This is a genomic window from Sphaerisporangium siamense, from assembly GCF_014205275.1.
GTDB classification, from domain to species: domain Bacteria; phylum Actinomycetota; class Actinomycetes; order Streptosporangiales; family Streptosporangiaceae; genus Sphaerisporangium; species Sphaerisporangium siamense.
The window spans coordinates 4,910,276-4,933,321 of record NZ_JACHND010000001.1; the positions used below are offsets into that span (position 1 = coordinate 4,910,276).

Here is a 23,046-nt window from a genome sequence, read left to right on the forward strand (position 1 = left end):
CGGGGTGAAGATCGCACTGCCGCGGGGAGACCGGCGTACGGCGGTGATCGCGGCGGTCGCCGTCGGCGCGCTCGGGGTCGGCGCGGCGATCGTGGGCGTGGGCGTGTCCAGCGCGAGCCCCAGGCTGGCCGATGTCGGCGCCTGGCTGTGGAGCTCGGCACGCGGCTCGGTCGTGCACGCCAACGGCCTGTCCGGCCAGGTGGACGGTCGTATCGACGACGTCGCCAGGCCCGGCCGCGACCTCGACGTCGTCCAGCACGGAGCCACCGTCCTGCTGGTCGACCGGGCGGCCGGCGTGGTCAGCCGCGTCGAGCCGAGCCGGCTCACCGTGGTCCGCACCCGCGACTTCCGCGCGGCGCGCATCCAGATCGTCGTGGCAGGTGACGCCGCGTACGCCGTCGATCCTGAGGGCACGGTCCAGCGCATCGACCCGGCCACGCTCGGCCCCGTCGGCGCGCCCGTCGCGCTGCCGGGCCCGCTCGGCCGCGCCGCCGCCGACGGGGGAGGGACGCTGTGGGTGCCGGTGCCCGAGACCGGCCGTGTCGTGCCGATCCGTGACGGCGTCAAGGGCACGGAGGTCCCGGTCGGCGCGCCCGGCGACCCCTTGGCGCTCACCGTCGCCGGCGGACTGCCAGTGGTCGTCGACGCCCGCGCGGCACGCGCCGTCACCATCCGCGCCGATGGCACCCGGACACGCTTCACCCTCCCCGACGCCGTCACCGCCGCGGGGCGCGGCGGCGTGCTGTCCCCGGCGACCACCGAAGGCTCGACCGTGCCCATCCTCGTGCCGGGGCGGGACGGGTTGCTGCTGCTCCTCGACTCCGCCTCGGGGCAGATCGCCCAGACCAAGCTGTCGCAGGCCGTCGCCGACCCGGCGGCGCTCGGCGTGCCCCAGGTGCTCGGCACCCGCGCGTACATCCCCGACAGTGGCGCCGGGCGGCTGATCGTGTGGGACTGGGCGGCGAACGGCTTCGCCGCACCCGTCCAGGTCACCACGCGCTACGGCGACTTGCAGGTGTTCGTCCGCGACGGCCTGCTCTGGGCGAACGACGGCGCGGGCGACGGGGCCGTCGTGGTCGATCCCGAGGGGCGGGCGCGCCGCGTGCGCAAGGACGAGCCCGACGTTCCCGGCCCGACGCGCACGCCGTGGACGGAACCGACGCCGAGCGCGGGGCCGACCGGCGACGGCGCGTCCGCGCCCTCCGACCCGACCGGCTCGCCGCCGCCCCGCACCGGCCCGCTCAGCGCGGAACCCACCCGGACCCGCGACGCGGTTCCTCCGGAGGCGTCACCGACCCCGACGCGCGACGGCGAGTCCTCGCCGCAGCAGTCCGGGGCGCCGGGGGCGGTGAGCGTACGGTCCGGTCCCGGCAGGATCGACGTGGCGTTCTCTCCCTCCGTGGGGGGCGAGGTGCGGCGGTACACGCTGGCCGTGTCTCCGGCAGGTGGGGAGGTCACCCCGGCGGCGGTCGCCGGAGAAGGACCGTTCCGATTCACGGTCGCCGGAGGCGACTGCGCCAAGGAGTACACGGTCGTGGTCGTCGCGCAGTGGAAGGGTGGCGAGGCGCGGTCAGCGCCGAGTGGAGCGGCGCGGCCGTGCGTCGCGCCCGCCGCCCCCGCGAACTTCCAGGCCAAGGCCAGGAACCGCGGAGCCGACCTGTCGTGGTCGGCCCCCGAGAACGCCGGGGGCGCGGACGTGACCTACTCGCTGTCGGGCGCGGCGTCCAAGAACGGGATCACGGGCACCTCGTTCGGCGTCGAGGGCCTCAAGAACGCGCGCAAGCACGAATTCACCCTCAAAGCGCGCAACTCGGCGGGGGAGGGGCAGGCCACGGCCTCGGCCACGGCGGACCTGGCCTACCCACGGCACGCCTACGAGAACGCCGGCAACCGCCAGAGCGACACCCCCGTCCGGCCTGGCCCCGGCAAGGACGGCGAGATCGGCCGCATCCCCAAGGGACGGCACCGGCCTCTCACGGTGATCTGCCAGCTCAAGGGTGCCTCCGTCGCGGAGGCCGAGTCGGGGGAGACCAGTGACGTCTGGAACCGCATCGAGTGGAACGGCGGCGTGGGCTACCTCAGCGACACGCTGATGAAGACTCCGCGCGGCGCGTTCCCCGCCGCGCCCCTGTTCCAATGCGACGACTGACCGAACCCGACAGCATGCGACGACATGCGACGACCGACAGGGGGGCGACGTCGTGAGCCACACCCCACGGCACAGCGACCAGGGACGCGCCGCGCGCCCCCCATCCGGCCACCCCCACGACACCCAACCCCTCAACCCGTCCCCGCCCCAAGACCCCCATCCCCTTGACGACCAGTCCACCCCTCACGACCTCAACCGCGCCACCCTGAGCACCCCCGCCCACCTCTCCCCGCCGAACCGCGACCCAGAGTCGCCAGGTGGTGCGGCGGGGCATGGCTCGGGGGCGTCCGGAGGTGCGGGGGGATATGTCTCTGCCGCGTCCGGTGGTGCGGCCGAATATGGCCCGGAGGTGTCGGGTGGTGCGGCCGGGTATGGCCCAGAGGCGCCCGGTGCTGCGGGGAGGCCCGGCTTGGGGGCGTCTCGGGGTGCGGCGGGCCATGGCTTGGGGGCGTCCGTCGGGGCCGCGGGGTACGGCTCGGCGGCGCCTGACGGGGCCGCAGGGCACGGCTCGCAGGTGCCTGGTGGGGTGGTGGGGCACGACTCGCAGGCGTTCGGTGGGACGTCGAAGTATGGCTCGGGGGCGTCCGGTGAGATGGCGCCGGTGTACGGCGAAGGCGTGGTGCTGGTGGTGTCCGGTGAGGTCGGGGGGCGCGGAAACATGATGTCCGACGGTGGCGAAGGGGGGACCCCTGTCGGAGCACAGAGGCCGGTGCCCCCCGGTCCGGGCGACCCGGCGAACGCGTCCCCATACGGTGGCGCCGCTCCCCGCCACGGTATTCCGCCCGCCCCTCGCCACGGCGGCCCGGCTCAGCCCACCGGACCAGACCCCTGGTCCCGGCATGCCGCGCCCGGCGGGACGGTAGCGGGCCCCGATGGCGCGAGTTCCCCGAGCCATGCCGGCACGGCATCCCCCGCTACGGGGCATTCCGGTTACCCGCCTCAGCAGGGCGACTCCGTCACTGTCTCCCTGGGAACGGCAGCGGCTCCTCTAGGCCAGCCGCCCCATCTCGATCAGATGGGTTATCCAGGCCAGACGGGATACCCAGGTCAGACTGGCCATCCCGGTCAGATGAGCCATCTAGGGCAAACCGGTCCCCTGAGTCAGGCGGGACACCCAGCTCAGACGGGACACCCAGCTCAGACGGGACACCCAGCTCAGACAGGGCAGCCGGGGCGATCCGAGCACCCTGGGCAGACAGGTTCCATTGGGGCCACGCTCGCCGGGCCCGCCGACGGTACGGCGATGGGCCGGCCGGGGACGAGCGGTCGTGAAAACGGGACGGGCGGTCGTGGAGAGGCCGTGACCCTTGACCAGGGCACCGCGCGCCTCCAGCGACCCGGGCGCGAGCAATGGGACACCCAGTATGCGGACCCGGGATCTCCGGCCCCTCCGTCATATGCAGCGTCCTCGCCATCTCCGGCCTCCCCGCCATACCCCGCATCCCCGACGCCGCATGGCAATCAGGGGTACGGGGGCCAGGAGACTCCCGTATCGCCTGTGTACGCCCCGCCCTCCCCGAGTGCCGGCTCCTCGGCGCCGCATGCCGATCAGAGGTACGGGGGCCAAGACACTTCGGCCTCGCCGCTGTACGCCGCCTCCTCCCCGGGTGCCGGGTCCTCGGGGCCGCATGCCGATCAGAGGTACAGGGGCCAGGAGACTTCGCCTTCGCCGCTGTATCCCACGTCCTCGCCGAGTAGCGGATCTCCGATGTCGCACGCTGATCAGGGGTATGGAGGTCAGGAGGCGTCTGGATCGGCGCCGTATCCAGCGTCCTCGGCGAGTGCCGGATCCGCGATGTCGCATGGCGAGCAGGGGTACAGGGGGCAGGAGACTTCCGCGTCGGCGCGGTATGCCGGGGCTGCGATGTACGCGGCGCCCACGATGTACGACGCCCCGGCGATGGCCGTGACGTCCTCCCGATACGGCGAGGGACCAGTGGCCTCCGCCGAGTCGGGGTACGGGGACGCGGCCGGGTCTACTCCCTACGCTGTGTCCTCGTTGGCTCCGGGGCCCCGGCCCTACGTCCCGTCGCCCTCCCCGGAGCCGGGGTACGGCGATTCTGAGGATCTCGGGGACATGGCCGCGTTGGCGGGGGAGTTCCGGCAGCGGTTCGAGGCGCTCGCGGGGAACGTGGAGCAGGTCATCCGTGGGAAGCGGGAGGCCGTCGAGCTGGCGCTGATCTGCCTGTTCTGTGAGGGGCACGTGCTCATCGAGGACGTGCCGGGGACGGGTAAGACCACGCTGGCCCGGAGCCTCGCGGCCAGCATCCAGGCGGAGCTGCGCCGGGTGCAGTTCACCCCGGACCTGCTGCCGTCCGACATCACCGGAGTGTCCATCTACGACCAGGCGAGCCACCGCTTCGAGTTCCACCGGGGCCCCGTCTTCGCCAACCTCGTCCTCGCCGACGAGATCAACCGCGCGTCCCCCAAGACGCAGGCGGCACTGCTGGAGGTCATGGAGGAGCGGCGTGTCACCGTCGACGGCGAGTCCCACGAGGTGCCGCGCCCGTTCATGGTGCTCGCCACCCAGAACCCCGTCGACATGGACGGCACCTACACCCTGCCCGAGGCGCAGCTCGACCGGTTCCTCATGCGCGTGGCGGTCGGGTATCCCGACCCCGCCTCGGAGGTCGAGGTGCTCAAGGGCATGCCCACCGGCCCGCGGATCGACCACCTGCCCCTGATCGCGCGGGCCGCGGACGTCGCGGGGATGATCGACTTCGCCGCGCGCATCCATGTCGCCGACTCCATCTACGACTATGTCGTCGCCGTGGTCGGGGCGACGCGGCATTCACCGGAGGTCCGGCTCGGGGCCAGTCCCCGCGCCAGCCTCGCGCTGGTGCGCGCGAGCAAGGTCAGGGCGGCGGCGGCCGGACGGCACTTCGTCATCCCCGAGGACGTCAAGGCCCTGGCGGTCCCCGTCCTGGCGCACCGTCTTCTCCTCACCGCCGAGGCCGAACTCCGCGACCGCACCGCGACGGCCGTCGTCACCGAAATCCTGTCCCAGACCCCCGGCCCCCACGCGCTCACGAAACCCTGACACCGTGCCCCGAACTCCCCGCGACCAGACCAGCGCCGTACCCGATGCACCTCACCCTCGGACCGGCGCTGTGATCCAAAACACTCGCCACCCAGCGGCGCGGGATGCCCGGGAGGGACGAAGCTCGCGGCAGGCCGGGCAGTCGCCGGGCGGCGCGGTGTTGACGTCGGCGGGGAAAGGGGTGTTGGGAGGGGCGGTCCTGCTGTACGTGGTGGGGGCGTTCGTGCTCGGGTATCCCGAGTTGGTCGTGATGGCGGCCGGAGGCGTGATCGCGCTGATCGGGGCCCTGCTGTGGACGTTGCCACGGGCCAGGCTGTCGGTCGGCCGGGAGGTGACGCCGCTGAAGGTGTCCCGGGGCGAGGCGGCGGTGGCCGTGCTGACCGTACGCAACCACGGACGGCTGCCACTGGCCGGGCTGCGCGCCCGCGACCGCGTCGGCGCGTCCGAGCGGGTCGTCGGACTGCCTCCGCTGCGGGGTGGCCGCACGCGCGTCGTGTCGTACGCGCTTCCCACCGACGTCCGCGGTGTGATCGAGGTGGGGCCTCTCGCCGTCGTCAGGGAGGACCCGTTCGGCCTGACCCGCCACGTGACGGGGTACGGCGAGGAGTCCCGCCTGCTGGTCCGGCCGCGGGTGGTGCCGCTCGGCGTGCTGCCGTCCGGCCGCGCGCACCATCTGGAAGGTCCGGCCGGCGACCGCGCGCCCAGCGGCACCGCGACGTTCCACACGCTGCGCGAGTACGTCCCCGGCGACGACCTGCGGCACGTCCACTGGCGTTCCACCGCCCGCACCGGGACGCTCATGGTCCGCAGGCTGGTCGACGCGGGCCTGCCCTTCACGACGGTGGCGCTCGACAACCGGGGGAGCCCGGGCCGTCGCGGCGCCGCCGGTGCTGGAACTCGCGCCGACGAGGAGGTCTCCGGGTTCGAGCTGGCCGTGGACGTCGCCGCCTCGGTCACGGTCGGCGCGGTGCGGGCGGGCTTCCCCGTGCGGGTGGTGACCGCCGATGGGGTGCTGCTCGACCTCAAGGGCGGCGCGGGGGACGCCGAGGTCGTGCTGGACGCGCTCGCTCTTGTCCGGATCCGCGACGAGGACGCCGCCACGGTGGACCCTCTCCGTCTTGCCCGCCCGGGTGGCTCCCTGGTCGTCGTCACCGCGGCCCCGACCGCCGCGCGGGGCAGGAACGCCGGCATGGTCGCGGGCAGTGAGACGAACACGGTCGCGGAAAGGGAGGCGAGCACGGTCGCAGCCGCCCGCCGCCGTCACGACCGGACGCTGTGGCTGCGCGTCACCTCACCCGGCGACCCGCTCCGCCCGCCCGGCGGTGCGGTGCCGGCGGTGCCGGGGGTCGCCGTCATCGATGTCACGGACCTTGATGTTCTTGCCGCGACGTGGCCGGGAGCGCGGCGATGACCGCACTTCCGGATACGGACGGCCCGGCCCGCGGTGCGAGCGGGCCCGCCTGGGTCCACTCGGGGACCGGGGGCGCTTCGGCACGCCACGCGGCCGGGGACGCTCCGGCGAGGGCGGCGGACGGCGGGGGTGGGGGCTTTCGTGGGTCGCGGCTCGTGGCCTTGGTGTTGGTGGCCGGGTTGGCGGGTGTGGCGGGGTGGGGGTTTCAGCGGGTCTTCGAGACGCGGGCGCTGGTGCCGGTGGCCGGGGTGGCGGCGGTCGTGCCGGTGTCGCTGGCCGCGCTGACGAGGCGGTGGCCGTTGTGGGCGGCTCTGGCGGCGCAGACGGTGGTGTGGCCGCTCACGGTGTCGGCGACGTTGTTCCAGGCCATGACCGTGGCCGGGGTTCTGCCGTCGGCCTCGACCGCCGCCGAGCTCGGGCAGGCCCTCGTGAACTCGTGGCGGTCCCTGCTGACGGTGATCCTCCCCGCGCCCGGCGAGCCGAGGCTGCTGACCGTGCCGCACCTGCTGGTGTGGCTGGCCGCGCTGGCGGGCGCCGAGCTGGTCCTGCGCTCGCGCGCCCGGATCCTTCCCGCGCTGCCCGCGCTCGCGGTGTTCACGATCGCCGTGCCCCTCGGCGTGGACGGCCCGGGATCGGTCCTGCCCACGGCCGGGGTGCTGGTGGCGCTCGTGGCGGCGCTGGCGGTCGTGCGCGGGGAAGGGGGCGCACCGCGGTCGCTCGCCGCGCTCCCGCTCGCGGCCGTCGTGGGCGCGGCGGGACTGCTGCTCGCCCCGTCGCTGCCCGTCGCACGCGAGCCGTTCGACCCGAGGACGCTGGTCGAGGAGCCTCCCGTGGCCAGGGTCGACGGCGTGAGCCCGCTCGACCGCGTGTCGGCCTGGCTGCAGGTTCCGACGACGCCGCTGTTCACCGTCCGCGCGCCGCGCCCGCACAACTGGCGGCTGGCGGTGCTCGACCGGTACGACGGGGTGCGCTGGACGTCCTCCTCGCGGTTTCGCATGACCGGCGGGCGCGTGCCGCCGGGCCCGTACCGCGGCGCGTACGAGACCCTCGATCAGCAGGTCACACTGGAGGGACTGCCCGGCGGCTGGCTGCCCGCGGCCGACCGGCCGGTCTCGGTGTCGGGCGTCGGCGTGGCGGTCGACGAGTCCGGCACGCTGCTGTCCGCCCCGTCCGGCGCGCCCGGCAGGACGTACCGGGTCAGCTCCAGCATCCCCCACCCTTCCGCCGAGCAGCGGCGGGACGCGTCGCCCGCGGGCGGTCCCGGCGCGCTGCCGCCGAAGGTCGAGGTGTTCCGGTCGCTCGCCGAACGCGTCACCCGCGACGCGCGCTCGCCGTACCAGCGGGCGTCGCTGCTGGAGCACTACCTGCGCACCAAGCTGAAGTACGACGTGACGTCCCCGCCGGGCCATTCCCTGGCCGTCCTGGACTACTTCCTGCGGACGACGCACCGGGGCACCTCCGAGCAGTTCGCCGCGTCGTTCGCCTTGCTCGCCCGCACGCTCGGCCTGCCGAGCCGCGTGGTCGTCGGGTTCCGGCCCGGCACGGCGGACGGCGGCGCCTACCACGTGCTCTCGGGGGACGTCCTGGCCTGGGCGGAGATCGAGTTCGAGGGTCTGGGGTGGCTGCCGTTCGACCCGACCCCTGAGCGCGGCGACGCGCGGGCCCGGCACGATGTCGTCGGCACGGAGGTGAAGGAGCGCGAGCGGCTGGCCGAGCAGATCCAGGCGTCCCCGGGCACGTCCACCCCGTCGCCGAGCCCTCCGGCGGTCGCGCACGAGGACGACGCGCGGGCGGCCGGGGCGATCGCCGCGGCGGTGGCGGGGGCCGTCCTCGTGCTCGGGTATCTGGTGGCCGTGCTCGCGGCGCCGGTGCTGCGGCGACGACGGCGCCGCCGGGGTGATCCGGCGGAGCGGGTGCGGGGGGCCTGGTCGCAGGCGTGTGAGGATCTGGGGCTGGCCCGGGAGCCGGCGTTGACGGCGTCGGAGGTCGCGGAACGCGCGGCGGCCCTGGCCGGACCGGAGATATCACCTCACATAACGGCCTTGGCGGACCTCTCGAACTACGCCGAGTTCGCCGGCCGTGACATCGGACCGGACGCCGCCGAGAAGGCATGGCGCCACTCCACCGAGGCGAGCACCCTCGCTTCCCGCGCGACCCCGCGACTCCGGAGACTGGTCCGCCTCCTCCACCCGCGCGCCCTCCGCCGTCCACGTCCCCCCAAGGCGAGGCCCCGCGAGAAGGAGTCCGCACAACCTTGAGCCGGGCAGCCGTTCTTCCTGGTGGGCGCGGTGGACGAACGGTCAGATGCCGCCGAGGCGGTTCAGAAGTTCGTTCGGGATCATCAGGTACGCGCCGACGAGCAGGGCCCCGGTGGAGACGAGCAGGAAGAGGTAGACGAAGAAGCCGCCGGGGAACGGGGTGAGGCGCGCGAGCTGGTCGGCGTCGGACTCCGGCGCGCGGCCCTGGCGTCGCTTGCGGCGCAGTTCGAGGATCGGGCGGATGCCGCCGAACAGTAGGAACCAGACGGCGAGCTGGGCGCCGATGGCCTGGATGTCCGGCGTGGCGAACCAGTACAGGGCGAACACCGCCCCGCCGATGGTGACCAGCGAGACCACGCCGAACACGTTGCGGATCATCAACAGCATGCCCGCGAGCAGCAGCAGGACCGTCCACAGCAGGATGGTGATGTACCCGGCGGCGGCGAGCCAGGCCGCGCCCAGCCCGAGCAGCGAGGGGGCGACGTACCCGGCGGCGGCCGTGAAGATCATGCCGGGCCCGGTCGGCCGCCCGCGGGTGAGCGTGACCCCGGAGGTGTCGGAGTGCAGGCGGATGCCCTGGAGCTTGCGCCGGGTGAGCAGCGCCACCAGCGCGTGCCCGCCCTCGTGCGCCACGGTGATCAGGCCGCGCGAGATGTGCCACGAGGAGGGGTAGAGGACCACGCCGAGCGCGGCGAACGCCGCCAGGGCCGTCATCCAGAACGGCGGGCCGGGTTGGACGGCGACCAGCCGGGTCCACAGGCCGCTGAACGTCTGCAGGGGGCACCTCCAGGGGATCCGGCGGCGGGCCGGCGCGCACGGCGTCGCGCTCGCCGGGGACGGCCGGTGCCGCGGGGTCGGCACATCGTAGGTCTCCCCGTGATGCTAGAGCACGACCCTCCGCCCGCGAGCCGCGCTGACGAGGACGCCCGGCTTCGCACGCCGGCGCGCGGGACCGATGGCGGGCGTGAGGAGGGCGGCGGATTCGTGCTTCGGCGTTGGCGACCCGGCGGGGCCGAGGAGGTCTCCCGCGGGTGATGGCCGTCCCCGGCGCGTCCGTGCTCTACGTGGACCACGGCGACCGGGGGCCGGTCGCATCGCCGCGTGCCTGGTCACGGTGGGGAGGAGTGAGGAGGTCGCCTGGCGGGCGTGGCCTGGTGGAGGTGGGGGAGGAGTGGGCGTGGAGGGTCTGCGGGGGGAACGGCGTCTGGTTTTGGAACGTGCCGTCTAAGCTGGGGCAATGCACGAACCCCTTGCGCCGGGTCCTCGGGATGAGGAGCACCACGGTCTGCTTCTGGCGTTCTTCCAGGCCTTCTCGCGCGGAGATCTGGACACGATGACGCGGTGTTACCACCCCGAGATCAGCTTCGGCGACCCGGTCTTCCCCGAGTTGGAGGGCCGTGACCGCGTGATAGGCATGTGGCGCATGCTCTTCGCCGTCGGCCGCGACGTCCGGGTGACGTTCCGCGACGTCGCGGCGAGCCGGCACACCGGCGCGGCGCACTGGACGGCCACGTACCGCCTGCCCGGCAGCGGCCGCACGGTCGTCAACGAGGTGGACGCGGAGTTCCGCTTCGAGGACGGCCTGATCGTCCGCCACCACGACGTCTTCGACTTCCGCCGGTGGTGCAAGATGGCCTACGGCATGCCCGCCGGCGCGGTGCTCGGCTGGACGCCCGCGCTGCGCCGCCAGGTGCGCGGCCGCGCCCGGGGGCGGCTGGACGAGTACCTGAGGAGCACGTCGCCCGCCTCGGGGTGATCTCCGGCCGAGGGAGGCCGTTAAGGATGGCTGTTAAGGGCAGCTAAGGTCTGACACGGGCGGAAGCGGGAGGAACGGGCGGCCGTCCTCACCGTCCGAGGGGAGGGTTCCGTGCCAGAGCGTCGCGTGCGCGGGCTGAGAGATTTCATCCGGGTGCCGGTCCGGGGCGGCGACCACGAGGCGGCGCCGCCGGAGTATTCGATGGATCCCCGGCCCGCCGGCCGCGAGTCCCCGGCCCACCAGAGCCTGATCGACAACGCGGTGTACGTCGACGGGCGGCGGGTGGCCAGCCCGCCGTCGCTGCCGGAGGCCGTGGTCGCCCTGCGATCCACCCCGGGGAGCATGGCGTGGATCGGCATGTACCGCCCCCGCGAGTCGGAGATCCTCAACGTGGCCGACGAGTTCGGCCTGCACGAGCTCGCCGTCGAGGACGCCATCGTCGCCCACCAGCGCCCGAAGGCCGACCGGTACGGCGAGACGTTGTTCCTGGTGCTGCGCGCGGCGCAGTACCTGGACTCGCCGGAGAAGGTGGAGTTCGGCGAGCTGCACGTCTTCGTCGGCCCCGACTTCGTGCTCACCGTCCGCCACAGCGAGGCCCCGGACCTGAGCAAGGTGCGCCGCCGCATGGAGGACGACCCCGAGCTGCTCCGCCAGGGCCCGCAGGCCGTCCTGTACGCGATCCTGGACGCGGTCGTGGACGGCTACGCGCCGGTGGTGGCGGGCCTGCAGAAGGACATCGACGAGATCGAGGTCCAGGTCTTCGGCGGCGACCCGGCGGCGCCGCGGCGCATCTACGAGCTGTCCCGCGAGGTGATCGAGTTCCAGCGGGCGACCCGCCCGCTGCTGGACATGCTCAACGGCCTGATCGCCGGCTCCTCCAAGTACGGCGTGGACACCGAGCTGGAGCGCTACCTGCGTGACGTCGCCGACCACGCGATCACCGTGGTGGAGCGGGTGGACAACTTCCGGCAGATGCTCCAGGACATCCTGATCGTCAACTCCACGCTGGTCAGCCAGGCTCAGAACGAGGAGATGAAGAACGTCACCCAGGCCAGCTACACCCAGAGCGAGGAGGTCAAGCGCATCTCCTCCTGGGCGGCCATCCTCTTCGCCCCCACCCTGGTCGGCACGATCTACGGCATGAACTTCACCCACATGCCCGAGCTGGACTGGCGGTTCGGCTACCCGTTCGCGGTCGCGCTCATGGGAGTCGTCTGCGTCACCCTCTATGTGATCTTCAAACGCCGCGACTGGCTGTGATCCGCGCCGATCTGGGATGAGCCGCGCGTACGGGGTACGTCCGCCGGTATGGAGGATCGAGTCCTGGAACTGCACGCCGTCGCGATGGACGAGTTCGGCCTGCGCGTGGCGATGGTCCGCGACGACCAGTGGGACGCTCCGACGCCGTGCGCGGACTGGACGGTCCGCGACCTGGTCGGCCACCTGGTGTCCGAGCAGCTGTGGGTGCCGCCGCTGCTCGCGGGCGAGACGATCGCCCAGGTCGGCGACCGGTTCGACGGCGACCAGCTCGGCGACGACCCGGTGGGCCGGTGGACGCGGGCGAGTGTCGCCGCGCAGCAGGCGTTCGCCGCCCCGGGCGCCCTGGACCGCGAGGTTCACCTGTCGTACGGCACCGTCCCCGCCCGGCGCTACTGCATGGAGATGACCAGCGACCTGGCCGTGCACGCCTGGGACCTGGCCCGCGCCCTTGGTGTCGACGAGCGGGTGGACCCGGTGCTGATGGCGGAGGTGCACGACTACCTGGCGCCGATGCTGGAGAAGTACTCCGGCGAGCTGTTCGCGCCGCCCGTCCCCGTGCCGGAGGACGCGAGCCCGCAGGAGCGCACGCTGGCCCTCACCGGCCGCCGCCCCTGACCCCGGCCGCCGGGGTCAGGCCAGCAGCCGGCGGGCGGCCGCCTCGATCGCGGCCTCGGACAGCAGGACGTGCGCGGCGGCGTCGCCGAGCGGCACGAAGCTGTCCTGGGACGTCACCCGGGCCACCTTCCCGGCGAACCCGTTGTCGGCGAGCGCGGCGAGCACCCCTTCCGACACGCCGCCGGAGCCGCGGGTCTCGTCGGCGATCAGCACCCGGCCGGTCAGCCCGGCGGCGCCGATCAGGTCCTCCACGGGCAGGGGGGACAGCCACCGCAGGTCGAGCACGCGGCAGCCGTACCCCTCGGAGGTGAGGCGTATCGCGGTCCGCAGGCTCATGCGCAGCCCGTTGCCGAACGTGACGATCGTGAGGTCGCGGCCGTCGCCGTAGGAGCGTGCCCTGCCGATGGGCACGTGCGTCTCGGCCCACCGGGCCGGGGAGGCGTACGGGGTGAGCCAGCCGTTGTCGCCCTCGTCCATCAGGTCGCGGGTGCCGTAGAGGGCGATGGGTTCGAGGAAGACGCACACCTCGCCGTCGGCCTTGGCGGCGGCCACGCACGTGCGCAGCATCGCGGCGGCGTCGTCGGGGCGGGCGGGGGAGGCGACGACGACGCCGGGGATGTCGCGCAGCGCGGCCACGGAGTTGTCGTTGTGGAAGTGGCCGCCGAACCCCTTCTGGTAGGCGTAGGAGGCCACGCGCACGACCATGGGGTTGCGGTAGGCGCCCTTGGAGAAGAACCGCAGCGACGCCGCCTCGCCGCGGATCTGGTCCAGCGCGTTGTGCAGGTAGGCCAGGTACTGGATCTCGGGGATCGGCAGCAGCCCCGAGGCGCCCGCGCCGAGGGCGAGGCCCAGCAGGGCCTGCTCGTCCAGCGGCGTGTCGAACACCCGGGCCGCGCCGAAGCGTTTGAGCAGCCCGCGCGTGACGCCGTACACGCCGCCCTTGCGCGCGACGTCCTCCCCGAACACCATCGCCTCGGGGTGGGCGCCGAGGATCTCGGCGAGCGTGCGGTTGACGGCCTGGGCGAGGGTGAGCGGACCCTCGTGCTCGGGCAGGGTGGGGCCGAACACCGCGGCGCGGTCGCGCGGGCGGCGCGCGGCCTGCGCGGCGACCAGCGCGGGGCGGCGCGGGGCGAGGGGCTCCATGACCTCGCGCGCCGAGCCGAGCCGGGGACGCCGGGTGGACTCCAGCGCGAGCTTCAGCACGTGCTCGCGGATCGTCTCGTAGCGGCCGAGCAGTTCCTCGGGGTCGGTCAGTCCCGCCTCGACGAGCATCCGCGCCGTGGCCACCAGGGGGTCGCGCGCGAGGTCGGCGGCGATCTCGCGGGGCGCGCGGTAGGCGGACTCGACGTCGGAGCCGGCGTGTCCCATGAGCCGCACCACGCGCAGGTGCAGGAAGGCGGGCGACCTGCGGGTGCGGACGTGCTCGGCGGCGCGCCGCGCGACGTCGTAGGCCTCGGCCAGGTCGCAGCCGTCGGCCTCGAACCGCGGGATCAGCGGGTGGCCGGAGGCCTTCACCCAGTCCCGGGGCGTGCGCACGCTGATGCCGATGCCGTTGTCCTCGCAGACGAACAGGATCGGCAGCGGAAGCCCCTGGTAGGCGCAGTAGGCGGCGGTGTTGAAGCCGGTGAGCGCGCTCGCGTGGTTGACCGAGGCGTCGCCGAAGCTGCACACGGCGATCGACTCGGCGGGCCAGGCGCTCTCGACGCCGAGCTTGCGGGCCCGCTCGATGGCGAACGCGACGCCCACCGCGCGCGGCAGGTGGCTGGCGATGGTCGAGGTCTGCGGGATGACCGCCAGGTCGGGGTGGCCGAAGACCTTGTGGCGGCCTCCGGCGATCGGCTCCTCGGCCGCGGCCGACAGGCCGAGCAGCACGTCGCGCAGGCCCTCCTCGGCGAGGCGCCCGGCCTGCGCCGACCGTGCCAGGTAGAACGCTCCAGACCGGTAGTGCAGCAGCGCGGGGTCGGTGGGGCGCACGGCCGCGGCCACCGCCGCGTTGCCCTCGTGGCCGGCGGAGCCGATGGTGTAGAAGCCCTCGCCCTGCTCGCGCAGCCAGCGGGCCGCGATGTCGAGGAGCCTGCTGGCGAGCTGGACCTCGAACAGTTCGCGGCAGAGGTCGCCGGTCAGGGTGGTGCCCGGGCGGACGGGCAGGGCGGGATCGCGGCGCGTGCCTGGGGAGAGCGCGGCGACCGACTCGGTGAAGTGCGTCTCTACTGCGTCGCGGGCCACACGGCCGATTATGTAGCCCGCATCGGGGCCCCGTCTCAGGGCTTGCCGGAACCGTCTGGCCGGACGCGGTGATCGTTCGCTTTGACTCATATTTTTGACGCTTTGTCAGATGTCACAACCAAGGTACACGAAAGGCCGTCTATTGGAGTGGAGAGACGTGGCACCCTCACGCCGCGTTCGAGCAACGGGAAAGGACGGTACCCCGTGTTTCAACGCATGCGCGCCGTCGTGGTCGCGGTGGCGATGAGCGCCGGGGCGTTGGCCCTGGTCTCCTCACCCGCGTCGGCGACGGCCGTGGCGGCCCCCGAGGTCACCTCGGTGGACGTCGGGCCGAGCCCGGTGGTCGTCGAGAACAAGGACGGCAGGCCGGTCACCTTCAGCTTCCTCGTGGACGGGGCGACCTCGGGAGGCTTCACCCTCAAGCGGCCCGACGGGTCGACGGTCGACGTCGAGGCCAAGAAGGCCGGCGAGGTCGGCGGAAAGCAGAAGTGGGAGGGCACCCGCACCTTCGGCCGCGCCGACGCGCCCGGCACGTGGAACGTCACGGCCAAGGCGACGAGCGTGGTCGGCACCGGCAAGGCCGACAAGGACTTCCAGGTCAGGCAGGTCTGGGAGACCGACCTGGCCGGCTTCGGCGCCTGGCCCGAGCCGGTCTCCAAGGGCGGCACGCTGCGGGTGCGCGGCCGGCTGCTGGTCAACGGCACCGGCGGGTGGCGGCCGTACGCGGGCCAGAAGGTCTTCGTCGCCTTCCGGGCCTACGGCGCCCCCGGCTACGAGCGTGTGGCCTCCGACCGCACCGACCGCGGCGGGCGCTTCGCGCTCGGCGTGAAGGCCCTGCGCACCGGCTGGTGGCGGGCCGAGTACGACGGCTCGGACGTCGCGCACAAGACGGTCAGCGACAGCGACCGCGTCGACGTACGGGCCACGCGGGCCCACAGCCGCATCGCGGGCTTCCGCGTCGCCCCGAACCCGGCCACCGAGGGGGCCCGCCTCGTCGCGAGCGGGCGCCTGGAGGCGTCCCGCGGGTGGGGCGGCTACGGCGGCCAGAAGGTCGACCTGCTGTTCAGGGCGGACGGCTCGCACCGGTGGCGGCATGTCTCCTCGGGCAGGACCGACCGGGGCGGCCGGTTCCGGATCGCTGCCGAGGCCGAGCGGTCCGGCTGGTACCGGGCCGAGTACGACGGTTCCCGCCACGTGCGGGGGACGAGCGGCCCGGCCGTGCACGTGAAGGTCGCGCGCCACACCGCCTCGACGCGGATCGTCAGGTCCGACTCCTCGCCCGAGCCGGTCAGGTACGGCAGATACGTCACGAGCCGCGGCGTGCTGCAGATCTGGAACGGCCACGACTACGAGGGGTACGCCCACCAGAAGGTCGCGCTGTACTTCAAGCGTGCGGGCGGCGCCAAGTGGGAGTACGTGAAGACCGTGTCGACCGGCGGCTCGGGCGCCTTCCGCGCCCAGGCCAAGGCGTGGCGCTCCGGCGACTGGAGGGTCGTCTTCGCGGGCAACGACGAGGCGCGCCCCTCGTCGGGCAAGGCCGACTTCGTCAAGGTCAGGAAGTGACGCCCTGACGTAGCGCCCGAACGAACAGGACGGCCCGGGAACCTCGCGTTCCCGGGCCGTCCGCCTCCTGTGGCGGGAATCAGGGGCGGAAGTCGCCCGACTTGAGGCCGTTCGCGAAGTCCGCCCATTCTTCTGAGGTGAAGACGAGCGGCCGGCCGGCGGGGGTCTTGCTGTCGCGGACGCCGACGAGCCCGCGGGACAGGAAAGCGACCTCGACGCAATTGCCGCCGCTGCCCCCCGAGAAGGTGGACTTCTCCCACTGAGCGGTGGAGAATTCCTCGTTCAGCTGCATATGTTCTCGAATCTCCCTAATTCGCGCAAAGGACGCCTGCTGAGGAAGCGCCTCAGCACGGATCATCTCGTATCGCGTCAGGAGTTCCTGAACTTCCGCGGCACGTTCGATGACCTGGCCATGTCCTCCAACAGCCTCGACGTATACCGCATCAGGCAAGCCGTGCGCCTGGGCCATCAGAAAACTTCCCTCCAGTCCTGCGGTCGAGCGTGCCGAGAATGGGAGGACCTGAAGGGTGATGTGCGGAACCGTCTCCAGCGCTTCCAGGCGTTTCAGTTGGTCGGTCATCACGAGAGGGTCGCCGATGACGCGGCGCAGCGCGCCCTCGTCGATCACGGCCCAGAACATCGGGGGCTCGGGGCGCTCGAAGATGCTCTGGCGCTCCAGGCGCGCGGCGACCTGTTCCTCGACCCGCTCCAGCACCGGGCGCGGCTCGCCGCGGAAGATGGCCCTGGCGTACGCCTCGGTCTGCAGCAGGCCCGGGATGACCAGCGGCTCCCAGGCGCGCAGCGTGCCGGCCTCCCGCTCGATGTCGAGCCAGGGACGGAACCACGAGGGGGTCGCCGAGTGGTGGATGAACGGCCAGAGCCTGACCAGCGTGCCGTCGAGGTGGAGGGCGTCGTCGCAGCGCCGGGCGAAGTCGCGCGACGGGGTGCGCTTGGCGGTCTCGACCGAGCTGATCATCGCCGCCGTGTACTGAATTAGCGTGGAAAGCTGCTCCTGCGAAAGTCCTGCTGCTTTTCGATGTTTGCGAAGTTCGTAGCCGAAAAGGGCCCTCGGGCTCTCGGCGGGGTTGAGCTCGCTCGGATGGGGCATCCTGGCGTTCCTTCCACCTCGCCGCGGTTCACGACGGCATTAACCGGATGTGTCTGTGTCTTGTTGAAGGGAAACCTCTACCGAGAGTAATCGTGAAGGAGCAATCTGAGAAGACGGTACGACGCCGTCGAGGCGGGGGGCTGATCGGTGCCAAGGGAGCTCGTACGCGCATTCAATCCCTTTTGTGGCATTTATCGGCTTCAACTCGCTTCACGATGGCTTCGTTACAGGCGGGAGGCCGTCCGGGGCAGGCCCCGCCGCCCGTACGGGCTCGCGTCCGTACGGGCATCGCCCATATCCGACGATGAACGGTTCCCACCATGAACCAGACGAAGACCAAGGCCGTCACGGAAAAGAAGGCGCACGCCGACACGCGGCATCTCTGCGCCCTGCGGGAGGGCCTCCAGGACGCGGACGTCACGTGCCTGATCGTGAAGCGGTTGCGCGTCGTGCTGGCGCACAACACCGCGGAGCCGGTGCATCACCAGCCCGGCGAGCTGCTGGTGTTCGGCCCGGACGGCATCGCCCTGGCCCGGGTCACCGTGTGCCAGGCCACGCGCGGCGCGGCCTACCGCGTCACCTCCGCGGGCGACGCGCCCGAGCGCCTGTTCATCGAGGCGCAGGCCGGCGAGGCGATCGCCTACCTCAGGGGCCTGGTGCGGGGGCACGACCTCGCCGCGCACGCCACACCGTGAGGACGGTGCGGCCCCGGCCGGATCCCTCGCCCGGCCGGGGCCCGGCGCGTTCCCCGGCCGGTCAGTCGGTGCGGCGGAACTGGGCGACGGCGACGCCGAGCAGGGCCACGCCCATGACCGCGACGATGCCGAGCTCCACGCCCACCGGGACGTGCCAGCCCCACCAGTGGACCCCCGGGTTCAGCGCGTCCATCACCTCCGGCCGGACCGACAGGTGGCTGAACACCGCGTGGCGCATCGGGTCCACGGCGTAGGTCAGCGGGTTGATCTTCGTCAGGAACGCGAGCCACGCGGGCAGGCCGGCCAGCGGGAACATCGCGCCCGACAGGAAGATCATCGGCATGATGGCCATCTGCATCACGCCGAAGAAGGACTGCATGTTCTTCATCCGGGCCGCGAGGCTGACGCCGAAGGCGGTGATGGTGAACGAGGCGAGGAACATCTCGCCGAGCAGGGTCAGGATCAGCGTGGGGGAGTAGGGCACGTGCACCAGGCCCGCCAGGGCCAGGATGATCACCCCCTGCGCGGTCGCGACGATGCCGCCGCCCAGGCACTTGCCGATCACGATCGAGCCCCGCCCGACCGGGGCGACCAGCATCTCGCGCAGGAACCCGAACTCCCGGTCCCAGACGATCGAGCCCGCGGAGAACATCGCGGTGGTGACCACCGTCATCGCGATCACGCCGGGGTACATGAAGGTGCGGAAGTCGACGCCCTGGGCGGTGCCGCCGGTGATCAGCGTGCTCAGCCCGGTGCCCATGACGAACAGCCACAGCACGGGCTGGATCAGGGTGGAGACCATGCGCGTGCGGTCGCTGAGGAACCGCAGCAGCTCGCGGTGCAGCACGATCTTGATCGCCCGCAGGTCGTGCGCCGCGCCGCGCCCCGGCACGCGGACCCCGACGACGCCGGACGCGGAGACCTCGGTGGACATGGGGCTCACCTCCTCGCCATGGCGCGCATGTAGGACTGCCCGCCGCTCTCACCCTCGGCGTCACGGATCGTGGAGCCGGTGTAGTTCATGAAGACGTCGTCCAGCGACGGGCGCGACACGCTCACCGAGCGGATCGGCACGCCGAGCTCGGAGAACAGCCGCGGCACGAACGCCTCCCCCGAGGCCACCGCGAAGGTGACCGTGCCCTCGCGGACGGCGGCGTCCAGGTCGAAGCGCTCCTTGAGCGCGGCGATCGCGGTCGCGTCGTCGGCGGTCTGGATCTGGACGCGGTCCTTGCCGACGCTGGCCTTCAGCTCCTCGGGGGAGTCGATGACCACGATCTCGCCGTGGTCGATGATCGCGATGCGGTCGCAGTACTCGGCCTCGTCCATGTAGTGCGTCGTCATGAAGATCGTGATGTCCTCGGTGCGACGCAGCTTGTCGATGTAGCCCCAGATGGCCGCGCGGGTCTGGGGGTCCAGCCCCACGGTGGGCTCGTCGAGGAACAGCACGCGCGGCGAGTGCAGCAGGCCGCGCGCGATCTCCAGGCGGCGCTTCATGCCGCCGGAGAAGGTGTTCACCTTGGCGTCCTTGCGGTCCCACAGCGCGACCATCTCCATCACCTGCCGGATGCGCGCGGCCACGACCTCCTTCGGCACCCCGTACAGCTCGGCGTGGAAGCGCAGGTTCTGCTCGGCCGACAGGTAGCCGTCCAGGGTCGGGTCCTGGAAGACCAGCCCGATGTTGCGCCGCACCTCGTCGCGTTCCCGGACGACGTCGTGCCCCGCGACCAGGGCGCTGCCGCCCGTCGGGCGGATCAGCGTGCACAGCATGCTGATCGTGGTGGTCTTGCCGGCGCCGTTCGGGCCGAGGAAGCCGAAGACCTCGCCCGGCCGCACCTCGAACTCGACGCCTTTCACGGCCTCGACCGCGCCGTAGCTCTTCCTGAGCCCTTGTACGGCGACGGCGGGCGCCTCACGTGTCGTCACGGTTCCTCTTCCTCCTCGTCCCCGTCGTCGGCGAGGATCACGAAGATCGAACGTCTGGTGGACTTGAGCAGGGTGCGCGCCGCGGCGAGCTGCCGCGGGTTGGCGACCTGCGTGAGCTGGGCGAACGCCTCTCCGAGCTGCGACCAGAGCATCCGCAGCTCCATCATCTCCTCGGGCAGGCTGCTCGCGACCTCCGACCACGGGTCACCGGCCGCGTGCCGGGCGAGGTGGTCGCGGCCCTTGCCGGTGAGCCGGTAGGTGCGGCTGCCGCCCGACTCCTCCCCGGTGATCAGCCTCTCGTCCTCCAGTTGCTGGAGCGCGGGGTAGACCGAGCCGGGGCTGGGGCGCCAGATGCCGTGGCTGCGCCGCTGGATCTCCTGGATCATCTGGTAGCCGTTGCGCTCGCCCTCCGCCAGCAGCGACAGCAGCGCGGCGCGCACGTCGCCCCGCCGCACCCGGGGCGCGAAGTGGGCGCCCGGCGGCCCGTGGTGGAAGCCCGGCGGGACCGGGGGGACCGGAGGAGCAGGCGGCGCCGGGGGGATCGGCGGGACGGGCGGCACCGGGCCCGCCGGGGGCGGCGTGAACGGGGGCGGCGGGGGGTGCGCGGACATGCGCGTATGCCACTCGTACGAGGGGTCCACAGGTCATGACCTCCAACTATCGAGATACGTAAACGATATATCTAGATAGTTGGCAGAACAAGCGGCTTTCCGGACATGACGAAGCCCCGCCGCGCCCGAGGGCGCAGCGGGGGAGAGGAGGTGTGTGGTTAGCGCTCGTTAACCAGGCCGGACAGCGCCGCCCGGGCCAGGCTCCGCAGCAGGGCCGCCATGGCCGGACGCGGAAGCTCCCCGGCGCTGTGCGGCGTGGAGTTGAGCAGGCCGAAGACCGCGTGGGTGGCCGCCCGCAGCTCCGGCGGCGCGACGTCGGGGTACAGCTCGGTCAGCACCGTGACCCACTCCTCGACGTACAGCCGCTGCAGGCGCCGGATCTGCCGCCGCGACGGCTCGGGGACGTTGCCGAGCTCGCGGTCGTGCACGGTGATCAGCGCCGGATGGTCGAGCGCGAAGTCGATCTGCCCGCTGATCAGCGCGTCCAGGGCCTCGCCCGCGGTGCCGGCCGCGGTGACCCGCTCCACCGCCGCGCCGCGCAGGCGCTCGCTGACGTCGAGCAGCATCTCGGCGAGCAGTGACTCCTTGCCGCTGAAGTGGCGGTACAGGGCCGGGCCCGAGACGCCGACGGCCGCGCCGATCTCTTCGATGGAGGTGCCGTGGAAGCCCCGCGCCGCGAACAGCCGGGCCGCCGCGTCCAGGATCTCCCTGCGGCGGTTGCCGGGAACGCGGGTAGGACTTCGCATGACGGCCATGACCGGCAATGGTAGACGAAGCAGTTAATCATCACTAACATCTGAGGTCGGTGTTAGCGTACGTTAACCCCTCTGGGAGGAGCGCACCATGGCCCCTGTGCTCCGGACCGCGGTGGGTCCGGGCGGCGAGGAGTACAAGCGCAACGCGGAGGTCAACGAGCGGCTGGCCGCGGAGCTGCGCGAACGCCTCGCGCTCGCCGCCCTGGGCGGCCCCGAGCGATCCCGCGCGCGGCACGTCGAGCGCGGCAAGCTCCTGCCCCGCGACCGCGTGGGCACCCTGCTCGACCCCGGCTCGCGCTTCCTGGAACTGTCGCCGCTGGCCGCCACCGGCCTGTACGGCGACGAGGCCCCCGCCGCGGGCATCATCACCGGCATCGGCCGGGTCTCCGGGCGCGAGTGCGTGATCGTCGCCAACGACGCCACCGTCAAGGGCGGCACGTACTACCCGATCACCGTCAAGAAGCACCTGCGCGCCCAGGAGGTCGCCCTCCACAACCGCCTGCCGTGCGTCTACCTGGTCGACTCCGGCGGCGCGTTCCTCCCGCTGCAGGACGAGGTCTTCCCCGACCGCGAGCACTTCGGCCGCATCTTCTACAACCAGGCCACCATGTCCCGGCGCGGCATCCCGCAGATCGCCGCGGTCCTCGGGTCCTGCACGGCCGGGGGCGCCTACGTGCCCGCGATGAGCGACGAGGCCGTCATCGTCAGGAACCAGGGCACGATCTTCCTTGGCGGCCCGCCCCTGGTGAAGGCCGCCACCGGCGAGGAGGTCACGGCCGAGGAGCTCGGCGGCGGCGAGGTGCACGCCCGTGTCAGCGGCGTCACCGACCACCTGGCCGAGGACGACGCCCACGCGCTCGCCATCGTCCGCGACATCGTCGCCACCCTCGCCCCGCGCGGACCCGCCCCCTGGGAGCGCGCCCCGTCCCGCGAGCCCGCGCACGACCCGCGCGACCTGTACGGCATCGTGCCCTCCGACACCCGCACGCCCTACGACGTGCGCGAGGTCGTCGCCCGCGTGGTGGACGGCAGCGAGTTCCTGGAGTTCAAGGCCGAGTACGGCACCACGCTGGTGACCGGCTTCGCCAGGATCCACGGGCACCCGGTCGGCGTCGTGGCCAACAACGGCATCCTGTTCGGCGAGTCCGCGCTGAAGGGCGCGCACTTCATCGAGCTGTGCGACCAGCGCGGCGTCCCGCTGGTGTTCCTGCAGAACATCAGCGGGTTCATGGTGGGCCGGGCCTACGAGGCCGGCGGCATCGCCAAGCACGGCGCCAAGATGGTCACCGCGGTCTCCTGCGCCCGGGTCCCCAAGTTCACCGTGGTGATCGGCGGATCGTTCGGGGCCGGCAACTACGCGATGGCCGGCCGCGCCTACTCCCCGCGCCTGCTGTGGATGTGGCCGAACGCCCGCATCTCGGTCATGGGCGGCGAGCAGGCCGCCAACGTCCTCGCCACCGTGCGCCCCGGCGGCGACGCCGAGGGCGAGGCCGAGTTCAAGCGCGAGATCCGGGACCGCTACGAGCGCCAGGGCAACCCGTACTACTCCACCGCGCGGCTCTGGGACGACGGCGTGATCGACCCCCTCGACACCCGCACCGTGCTGGGGCTGGCCCTGTCGGCCGCGGCCAACGCCCCCCTCGACCCCATCGGCTACGGCGTCTTCCGGATGTGAT

General features: G+C 72.7%; 17 protein-coding genes. 10 read left to right on the top strand and 7 right to left on the bottom strand.

Features of this window, described 5'->3' with window-relative positions:
• Window positions 1-4 precede the first annotated feature (4 nt).
• The 4 genes from BJ982_RS22725 (at window position 5) to BJ982_RS22740 (ending at window position 8,858) form a co-directional block, all read left to right on the top strand.
• Entirely contained in the window at window positions 5-2,149 is a 2,145-nt protein-coding gene (locus BJ982_RS22725; protein ID WP_184883194.1) for a fibronectin type III domain-containing protein, read from the top strand.
• A 2,077-nt stretch (window positions 2,150-4,226) separates the two neighbouring features.
• Window positions 4,227-5,189: an AAA family ATPase gene (locus BJ982_RS22730; protein WP_184883195.1), complete on the top strand. Its 963-nt coding sequence runs from the start codon at window positions 4,227-4,229 to the stop codon at window positions 5,187-5,189.
• 184 nt (window positions 5,190-5,373) lie between these two features.
• On the top strand, window positions 5,374-6,600 hold the full coding sequence (locus BJ982_RS22735; protein WP_184883197.1) for a DUF58 domain-containing protein: 1,227 nt from the start codon (window positions 5,374-5,376) through the stop codon (window positions 6,598-6,600).
• Between the two features lie 155 nt (window positions 6,601-6,755).
• Window positions 6,756-8,858 carry a transglutaminase TgpA family protein gene (locus tag BJ982_RS22740; protein WP_184883199.1) on the top strand — a complete coding sequence of 701 codons (2,103 nt, stop codon included), beginning with the start codon at window positions 6,756-6,758 and terminating at the stop codon, window positions 8,856-8,858.
• 42 nt (window positions 8,859-8,900) lie between these two features.
• Here BJ982_RS22740 and BJ982_RS22745 read toward each other — a convergent pair whose 3' ends face one another.
• Window positions 8,901-9,572 (bottom strand): M50 family metallopeptidase, encoded by a 672-nt coding sequence (locus tag BJ982_RS22745; protein ID WP_184889176.1) that lies wholly within the window; start codon window positions 9,570-9,572, stop codon window positions 8,901-8,903.
• Between the two features lie 523 nt (window positions 9,573-10,095).
• Between BJ982_RS22745 and BJ982_RS22750 the strand changes: the two genes are divergently transcribed.
• The 3 genes from BJ982_RS22750 (at window position 10,096) to BJ982_RS22760 (ending at window position 12,489) form a co-directional block, all read left to right on the top strand.
• Entirely contained in the window at window positions 10,096-10,614 is a 519-nt protein-coding gene (locus BJ982_RS22750; RefSeq protein WP_184883201.1) for a nuclear transport factor 2 family protein, read from the top strand.
• Window positions 10,615-10,725: 111 nt separating this feature from the next.
• Window positions 10,726-11,874 (top strand): magnesium and cobalt transport protein CorA, encoded by a 1,149-nt coding sequence (locus BJ982_RS22755; RefSeq protein WP_239122769.1) that lies wholly within the window; start codon window positions 10,726-10,728, stop codon window positions 11,872-11,874.
• 48 nt (window positions 11,875-11,922) lie between these two features.
• On the top strand, window positions 11,923-12,489 hold the full coding sequence (locus BJ982_RS22760) for a TIGR03086 family metal-binding protein (protein ID WP_184883203.1): 567 nt from the start codon (window positions 11,923-11,925) through the stop codon (window positions 12,487-12,489).
• A gap of 15 nt (window positions 12,490-12,504) precedes the next feature.
• Here the strand turns inward: BJ982_RS22760 and BJ982_RS22765 are convergent, their stop codons facing one another.
• Entirely contained in the window at window positions 12,505-14,715 is a 2,211-nt protein-coding gene (locus BJ982_RS22765) for a thiamine pyrophosphate-dependent enzyme (protein WP_203958898.1), read from the bottom strand.
• Window positions 14,716-14,919: 204 nt separating this feature from the next.
• Between BJ982_RS22765 and BJ982_RS22770 the strand changes: the two genes are divergently transcribed.
• Window positions 14,920-16,278, top strand: coding sequence for a hypothetical protein (locus tag BJ982_RS22770; protein WP_184883207.1), 1,359 nt, complete (start codon window positions 14,920-14,922; stop codon window positions 16,276-16,278).
• A 79-nt stretch (window positions 16,279-16,357) separates the two neighbouring features.
• Here the strand turns inward: BJ982_RS22770 and BJ982_RS22775 are convergent, their stop codons facing one another.
• The gene (locus BJ982_RS22775) at window positions 16,358-17,386 is read right to left on the bottom strand and encodes a Scr1 family TA system antitoxin-like transcriptional regulator (protein WP_184883209.1); all 1,029 of its coding nucleotides are present in this window, start codon (window positions 17,384-17,386) and stop codon (window positions 16,358-16,360) included.
• Window positions 17,387-17,706: 320 nt separating this feature from the next.
• On the opposite strand from BJ982_RS22775, the gene BJ982_RS22780 reads away from it, so the two are divergent.
• Complete coding sequence (locus BJ982_RS22780; protein ID WP_184883211.1) at window positions 17,707-18,081, top strand: hypothetical protein; 375 nt, start codon at window positions 17,707-17,709, stop codon at window positions 18,079-18,081.
• Window positions 18,082-18,142: 61 nt separating this feature from the next.
• Here BJ982_RS22780 and BJ982_RS22785 read toward each other — a convergent pair whose 3' ends face one another.
• The 4 genes from BJ982_RS22785 to BJ982_RS22800 all read right to left on the bottom strand — a co-directional run bounded on the left by BJ982_RS22785 (window position 18,143) and on the right by BJ982_RS22800 (window position 21,370).
• Window positions 18,143-19,015: an ABC transporter permease gene (locus tag BJ982_RS22785; RefSeq protein WP_184883214.1), complete on the bottom strand. Its 873-nt coding sequence runs from the start codon at window positions 19,013-19,015 to the stop codon at window positions 18,143-18,145.
• Window positions 19,016-19,020: 5 nt separating this feature from the next.
• Window positions 19,021-20,004: an ATP-binding cassette domain-containing protein gene (locus BJ982_RS22790; protein WP_184883216.1), complete on the bottom strand. Its 984-nt coding sequence runs from the start codon at window positions 20,002-20,004 to the stop codon at window positions 19,021-19,023.
• Window positions 20,001-20,615: a PadR family transcriptional regulator gene (locus BJ982_RS39585; RefSeq protein WP_184883218.1), complete on the bottom strand. Its 615-nt coding sequence runs from the start codon at window positions 20,613-20,615 to the stop codon at window positions 20,001-20,003. The genes BJ982_RS22790 and BJ982_RS39585 overlap by 4 nt, the downstream gene beginning before the upstream one ends.
• A 158-nt stretch (window positions 20,616-20,773) precedes the next feature.
• Window positions 20,774-21,370 (bottom strand): SACE_7040 family transcriptional regulator, encoded by a 597-nt coding sequence (locus BJ982_RS22800; RefSeq protein ID WP_184883220.1) that lies wholly within the window; start codon window positions 21,368-21,370, stop codon window positions 20,774-20,776.
• Between the two features lie 97 nt (window positions 21,371-21,467).
• Between BJ982_RS22800 and BJ982_RS22805 the strand changes: the two genes are divergently transcribed.
• On the top strand, window positions 21,468-23,045 hold the full coding sequence (locus tag BJ982_RS22805; protein ID WP_445009392.1) for a carboxyl transferase domain-containing protein: 1,578 nt from the start codon (window positions 21,468-21,470) through the stop codon (window positions 23,043-23,045).
• Window position 23,046: the final 1 nt, after the last annotated feature.